This is a genomic window from Tateyamaria sp., from assembly GCF_059783535.1.
Genome location: NZ_JBYNDP010000170.1, coordinates 1 through 6,409, shown reverse-complemented (window position 1 = coordinate 6,409; position 6,409 = coordinate 1). Strand labels below are relative to the sequence as shown.

Here is a 6,409-nt window from a genome sequence, read left to right as displayed (position 1 = left end):
CGCGGACCTACTGATTACAAATCAGTTGCTCTACCAGCTGAGCTATAGGGGCCTTGACGGCAGCATTTACTCCGAGAGTCGGGCAGTGGCAAGCTTGTTTTTCATTCCGCGTCAGAGGTTTTATCGGGACGCAAAACAGGTATACCTGAACCACTGTAACTCACGCCCATCAGGTCAAACTACATGCAAATTGTCCTCCACGCTGGCGCGCATTTTACCGAAGAGGACAGACTCATGCGCTGCCTGCTGCGGAACAAGGAAGACTTTTCCAAACGTGGTGTTGCCGTACCCGGTCCTGGCAAGTACCGACCACTTCTGAAAGACACAGTTGCGGCATTAGAAGACGCCCCGCCTGCCCCGGATGCGCGCGATATCCTGATGGACTTGATCCTTGATGAAGAAAATGCGGATCGGATGATCCTAAGTCACATGTTTCTATTTGGGGCTCCCCGCGCTTGTGTGCGAGATGGCAAAATCTATCGCTTAGCGCCGGAGCGGATGGCCCAGCTGTCCGCCCTGTTCGCCCATGACGAAGTTGAGCTTTTTCTTGCCATAAGAAACCCTGCCACGTTCCTGCCAGCCCTCTTCGACAATGCCCCGCAAAAGGACATGAATGCGTTTCTGCGAGGGGCCGACCCCTATAGCATTCGCTGGTCCGAAACCCTGTCCGCCATTCGGACAGCCGCGCCTGACGTGACCATAACCACGTGGTGCTTTGAAGACATGCCGATGCTGTGGGCACAAATCGTCCGAGAGCTTGCAGGTCTGGAACATGGCGAAAAGATTGTCGGCGGTTTCGATCTGCTCTCGGACATCATGTCCAAAGAAGGGATGCAACGGTTTCGTGCCTATCTGAAGTCGCACCCCACAATGACTGAGATGCAAAAGCGCAGGGTGATTGCTGCTTTCCTTGATAAGTTCGCGATCGAAGACCAGATCGAAGAGGAGCTTAACGCCCCCGGCTGGACCGACGAAACGGTCGAGACGATGACTGAAATCTACGAAGAGGATATGGAGCGCGTAGCTCGCATTCCCGGTGTCACTGTCATTGCACCTTAGACGCCGGGCAAGCCTTCGAACACCGGGACCCCCTCAGGCACCGAGTGAAATCCCAAGGCATCGGCGTGGCAAATCGCAACACGCGGGACAAATCCGCTCGGGTCATCCAGAGTGCCGATCTTAACGACGACGCCCGGTGTGTCCTGTCGTGTTGTTACAAGCTGCGTTCCGCATGTCCCGCAAAAGTATCTTGTGACGGCATCTTTCAGGTCTGTGCGTGTGAAATGCGCAGGCTTTCCCGCCGTCCACTTGAATCCATCTGGCGGCAAAAGCATGAAATACTGGGGCGCTCCGCCAGACATTCGCTGACATGGTTGGCAATGGCATTGACCTTTGACCAACGGTGGTTGCGAGACGGCATACCTGACCGCACCGCAATAACAACCGCCCGCGTTCGTTGTGTTTTCAGTGGCTTGCGAGGTCATTTCGGGTTACTCTTGCTGCAATAATAAAACACTGGCAGAGCAGAGTTCAAATGTCAAACTCAGACAATTCACCCGTGCGTGAAAGCCCCGTACCAATGTCCGAATGCGGTGCGGCCCTTGCCATCGAACAAGTCCCAGATCGCTGGACGTGGTTGATATTGCGGGAAATGTTGTACGGGGTAGGCCGTTTTGCGGACATTCAGGCAGACATCGGAATACCAAAATCAGTTTTGTCCGGGCGATTAGCACAAATCGTTGAAAACGGGCTGGCCAAGAAAAAAGCGTACCGCGATGGATCATCGCGCACGCGCCATGCATATGTGCTAACCCAAAAAGGTCGCGAACTGGCACCCGTGATCCTCGCGCTGATGCAATGGGGTGACAAGCATATCAAGAATGGGGAGTCCGCGCTTGAATTGACCGACAAACGCTCGGGGAACCCGGTGAAAATCGGCATTGTCCCAAAGGGCGGCGCATTGCCACTGCGCTGGTTGCACTTTGCACCAGCGCGTCAAGACAACGAAGGTAAGAATGGAGGCTAACCGCTCAGTTCATACCAAGCGCTTCCTTGTACATCTCCAGAACGGCTTCTTCTTCGGCGATGTCATCGCTGTCTCGCTTGCGCAGTGCAATCACCTTGCGCATCACCCTGGTGTCGTACCCGCGCGCCTTGGCTTCGGCCATCACCTCTTTTTGCTGGTCAGCAATGTCCTTTTTCTCCATCTCAAGCCGTTCGAACCGTTCGACGAACTGGCGCAACTCATCCGCCGTCACACGGTAGCTTTCGGCATTGGTGGCAGTCTCGGTCATTGCGCGCTCCTTAGGATCAGATCAGCCCGCTGGATAGCGGGGCGCGCCCGGTGCCGCAAGGGGCGTTGGTGCCGCAAGGGGCGTTGGTGCCTTGCCATGTCTGCAATGCTCGGATAGCCGGAAAGCATGGAACAAGAGACAGCTTTCAACCTTTTGGATGGCTTGATCTGGGGCGGCGCCGCATTGTCGGTCCTTGGCCTGATCGGTCTGGTCTGGTGCATCCTCAAAGTCTGGCGGGCGCGTGCTGCGCGCCTGGACGACGCTGATATGCGCGCAGTCATGGCACGGGTGCTGCCGCTGAATCTGGGAGCACTGTTTGTGTCGGTCATCGGCCTGATGCTTGTCATTGTGGGCATCTTCCTCAGCTGATCACGGAGCAGTCTGTGCCCATTGACTGGATTTAGGGCGTCGTAGGTGGGGTGATGATCGGGACGGCTGCAGCGGTTCCGTCGCTTGGGAATGGTAGCGTCATGTGAACCAGCGGGATCGTTGGCAGGTTGGATGACGGAACAGGTCAAGATTGTTCATCTAAACTTGCCTTCCAGATCGGATTCATTAGGATGCTAGCGCTGATGGCACATAGCGACTGGGACACTGAAACGCACTCCGCTTCGCTCCCATGGCTTTTGTGAATCGGCGGAAAGCGCATTGAGATCGGCACAAGATTTGCCAATGGATGCACATCCGTGCACGGCGCATATGGGATGTCACGCCTTTCTGTATGCGGGTTCGCGCCAACGCTCGACTAAATTGATGCAGGTGCTAGCACCGCAGACCCGTCCGCGTGGGGCTGGGTCTGTGGTGCAGAGTTTTATCACCCTGCTGAGTAGCGCCCTGTACGGCGCTGGCCTCCATTTATCGGGCGTGACCGACACGACCAAAGTGCGCTGTTTTCTTGATTTTTTTGGTGTTTTGGACCCAACCTTGGCTTCTGTCATGGCAGACGCCATGCTGCCGTTGATCTTTGCATGGCGGTTGACCCGTGGCTGCACACCGCAGGCAGGCGGCACGCACCCTGCCCACCACGGTCCAAAATCACCTGCCACCTGTTTCAGGAATCCATGCTGCTTGGCATCGGGCGGGGGCTGGTCGGTCTCTGTCTTGACCCGGCACCCGCATCCATCACCCATCGCGGTTGGCAGGGCGCGCTGTTCTTCACTGCCATGCTGGCAAGCATGTGGGCGGTTCCACCGCTGTAGCTCGGTCTGGACAGTCTACAGTCCACGACTTAAATCGGTGGCATGGATATTCGACAGATCACACCGACCTATTTTGTGGCACCACAACTGGCTCCGGCAGATCTGCCCGACATTGCGGCTGCCGGGATCAAGACCGTAATCTGCAATCGCCCCGACTGCGAAATCCCACCGGCTTTTCAGGCCGACGCAATCGAAGCCGCCACTGTTGCGGCAGGGCTGACCTTTCACAGACTGCCCCTGACGCATCAGACCATGACACCCGACAATGTAGCCAAGCACATGACGCTCGCCGAGGAAACCGCAACTCCGGTTCTGGCATATTGCGCATCTGGCACGCGGTCGACAGTGGTGTGGTGTTTCGGTCAAGCCGGGCGCATGCCAACTGACGACATCCTGCGTACAGCTCGTGAAGGCGGCTACGATCTGGACGCATTGCGCCCCACCCTGGACGCGATTGCCGCGCAATAGGGTGGGCGACCAGGCTACCCAGCCGCCAAATCGGGTAACTCGGACAGGTCTGGAAGTTCCGAGAGATCAGGAAGAGCATCCGGATCGGGCAAATCACTAAGCACTGGCAGATTTGCATCGCCAGCCGTTCCATCATCAGCTGTAGCATTGAAGGGCACCAATTCGTCCGACGCGTCGAAGGGTGGTAGGGCAGTCGTGTTCGCATCCCCTCCTATCGTTAGTGTATCAATCGGGTCGTCTTCCCGCCGCGCGGGATTGGCGATTTCTTCAACCTTAGGCATCTCTACAAGGGGCTCGTCGGACACACGACGCAAGGGTTGCGTGGCGTGCGAGGGCGCGCGCTGCGGCTTGACGGCGCGCACGCCGTCCACATGACCAACAACGCCGCGACCGACCACGCGGCCCATATTGGTCGTGATTTGAACGTTTGGAAACGCGCCAGGCGTCAGTGGCAACTCATCGCCAACGGCCAACGCCTGCAGTGCGTTCAATGGCAGATGCAGGCGACAGACGAGCATGTTCAGATCAGCGTTCAAGCCCATGACCGTATCCGTCATGGTGGTTGCATGCCCGGCTTCGTCCTCTGTCTCATCTTCACTCAGGTCCATATCGCGCGCATCTGGCGGTGGCAGAACCAGCGTGATTTCCCCTTGCCGGGCGCCACGCGCGATATCGACTGTCAGGCGTATCATAGTGTAATCCTGAGCATCCAGCGCCATTGCAAGCGTGCGCGCGTCTTCCGCTTTTGCCCCAAATCGAAACCCATCAAGCAGCGCGGCATCCTCTGGATCCACCAGTACCGGGCACGTTTTTTCGAGCAACATGTCGATCAATGGCGCACAAATGGCAGCATCCGTACGGGTCATCGCACGTTTCACACCGCTGTCGGCAAGCACAACACCCATGGTTTGTTGTTGGATCAAGCCACCCACAACAATGGGGTCGAATACAGCGGCCCCGGCACGACCATCCGGTCCATCAAGCAGCATCAGCAAAGCGTCGTCGTTCAGCTGTGACTCAATTGTTTCACCGTCAACCTTGTCAACCACGGCACCGATGACGGCAATGGGCAATTCCATGAGCGCATCGGCCACCTTGGCCAATGTAAGACGCAAGGCCTTAGCCAGCGTCATGACACGCGCCTGATGCTCTTCCCGGCCTGCGGTCGCCATGCGTCCCAAGATACTGTTTTTTGCGGTTTCGCTCATAAACTCCGCCGTTTCTACGGCCTGAAAGTGTCCTTTGGGTCTAAGGAAGATAGGTTACCAACCGCTTTATGAAGACAGAGCTTTTGACGCTATTGCGCCGCAAGCGCAGCCTGAACAGGCAAGTGCACGATAAATGCATTGCCGTCGGCGCGCGGCTCATGGGTGATATTGCCGCCAAGACGCGCCATGATCTCGCGGCATATGGCAAGACCGAGACCAGCACCTGATCCATCCTTGTCATTGATGCGAGAAAACTTCTCAAAGATCAGCGACCGCGCTTCAGCCGGAATAGGTGTGCCGTTGTCATGGAAAACAACCTGCAACCCGTCGCCACTGTCCATCACGGCGATCCATAACTCTGGTTGTGACGCATCGCAATACTTCTGGGCGTTGGTGATCAGATTGATGAACACCTGCCGCAACCGATCAAGGTCGGTTGTCAGCGGCCGGTCAAGCTCCGCTTGTTCATGCTTGACCGTCAGTCGGGTGCTCCGGTCCCCCCCGGCCGACAACACTGCCTGCCCAATCACATCGTTCAGGTTACCGGTATCCAGGTTCAGGCTCACCTGCCCGTTCTCAAGGACGCTCAGATCAAGAAGATCATCCAACAGGCGCGTCAACCGGATCGTCTCACCATGGATGATCGACGCATATTTGGTCTTTTCGGACTGCTCCAATTCATCGGTGTCGCGCAAGATTTCGGAGAACGACCGGATGGATGTCATCGGCGTCCGCAGCTCGTGACTGATTTGCCCCAGAAAGGCATCCTTCTGCACCGACAGCGCCGTCAGCTTTTCGTTGGCTTCCCGCAGTTTGCGTGCCGTCCGGCTCAGTTCCGCCGATTTCGCCTCGAGGCGATTGGAGTATTCAAGGATCTGTGCAGACTCGTCCGCCACCGCCATAAGGTCCTCGACAGACACAGACGCCCCGCCCACCAACTGGCTGATCATCGCATGCGCCGTTGCCGACCCCACGGATCCCGCCAATTCGCGTTCAAGCGCCTGCAGGAACCCTTGTGTCGGTTCCGGCAAATGGCCGGTTATCCCTTGCCGCTGCGCCTCCGCCCGGAACAATGACAACGCATCATCCGGGCCAAGGATACGCTGCGCCATGACCATCAGGTCCTCGGATGTTGCTGGGGCTGCATCCCAACCACCAGCCTGCGTCGAATGATCAAAGACATTAACGAATTGAGCGCCTTGCAGGCGCTCGAGGGGCTGCGGAAAGGTGACAAGGGACA

Annotated in this window: 9 protein-coding genes and 1 pseudogene; 6 read left to right on the top strand and 4 right to left on the bottom strand. The window is 57.1% G+C overall.

Annotated elements, in window-relative coordinates; all coding sequences use genetic code 11:
- The first annotated feature begins 183 nt into the window (after positions 1-183).
- Positions 184-1,059, top strand: coding sequence for a hypothetical protein (locus AC6RA8_RS20220; protein ID WP_500355296.1), 876 nt, complete (start codon positions 184-186; stop codon positions 1,057-1,059).
- On the opposite strand, the gene AC6RA8_RS20215 is transcribed toward AC6RA8_RS20220, so the two are convergent.
- Entirely contained in the window at positions 1,056-1,484 is a 429-nt protein-coding gene (locus tag AC6RA8_RS20215) for a GFA family protein (protein ID WP_500355294.1), read from the bottom strand. The genes AC6RA8_RS20220 and AC6RA8_RS20215 overlap by 4 nt on opposite strands.
- Before the next feature lie 50 nt (positions 1,485-1,534).
- On the opposite strand from AC6RA8_RS20215, the gene AC6RA8_RS20210 reads away from it, so the two are divergent.
- On the top strand, positions 1,535-2,026 hold the full coding sequence (locus AC6RA8_RS20210; RefSeq protein WP_500355292.1) for a winged helix-turn-helix transcriptional regulator: 492 nt from the start codon (positions 1,535-1,537) through the stop codon (positions 2,024-2,026).
- A 4-nt stretch (positions 2,027-2,030) separates the two neighbouring features.
- Here the strand turns inward: AC6RA8_RS20210 and AC6RA8_RS20205 are convergent, their stop codons facing one another.
- A complete protein-coding gene (locus tag AC6RA8_RS20205; protein ID WP_299703543.1) occupies positions 2,031-2,294 on the bottom strand; it encodes a DUF2312 domain-containing protein in 264 nt (87 codons plus the stop codon).
- A gap of 126 nt (positions 2,295-2,420) precedes the next feature.
- Here AC6RA8_RS20205 and AC6RA8_RS20200 point away from each other — a divergent pair, with 126 nt between their 5' ends.
- From AC6RA8_RS20200 to AC6RA8_RS20185, 4 genes and pseudogenes are all read left to right on the top strand, one after another.
- On the top strand, positions 2,421-2,663 hold the full coding sequence (locus tag AC6RA8_RS20200; protein ID WP_500355290.1) for a hypothetical protein: 243 nt from the start codon (positions 2,421-2,423) through the stop codon (positions 2,661-2,663).
- A 303-nt stretch (positions 2,664-2,966) separates the two neighbouring features.
- A pseudogene (locus AC6RA8_RS20195) lies at positions 2,967-3,230 on the top strand (DUF6691 family protein); the annotation flags it as partial.
- A gap of 125 nt (positions 3,231-3,355) precedes the next feature.
- Positions 3,356-3,493 (top strand): hypothetical protein, encoded by a 138-nt coding sequence (locus AC6RA8_RS20190; RefSeq protein WP_500355298.1) that lies wholly within the window; start codon positions 3,356-3,358, stop codon positions 3,491-3,493.
- Positions 3,494-3,535: 42 nt separating this feature from the next.
- Positions 3,536-3,961, top strand: a complete 426-nt coding sequence (locus tag AC6RA8_RS20185; protein WP_500355288.1) for a protein tyrosine phosphatase family protein — start codon at positions 3,536-3,538, stop codon at positions 3,959-3,961.
- A gap of 14 nt (positions 3,962-3,975) precedes the next feature.
- On the opposite strand, the gene AC6RA8_RS20180 is transcribed toward AC6RA8_RS20185, so the two are convergent.
- Together AC6RA8_RS20180 and AC6RA8_RS20175 are read right to left on the bottom strand one after the other, a co-directional pair.
- Positions 3,976-5,169 carry a hypothetical protein gene (locus tag AC6RA8_RS20180; protein WP_500355286.1) on the bottom strand — a complete coding sequence of 398 codons (1,194 nt, stop codon included), beginning with the start codon at positions 5,167-5,169 and terminating at the stop codon, positions 3,976-3,978.
- Positions 5,170-5,258: 89 nt separating this feature from the next.
- Positions 5,259-6,409: sensor histidine kinase (locus AC6RA8_RS20175; protein WP_500355284.1), on the bottom strand; the 1,151-nt coding region annotated here is incomplete at its 5' end.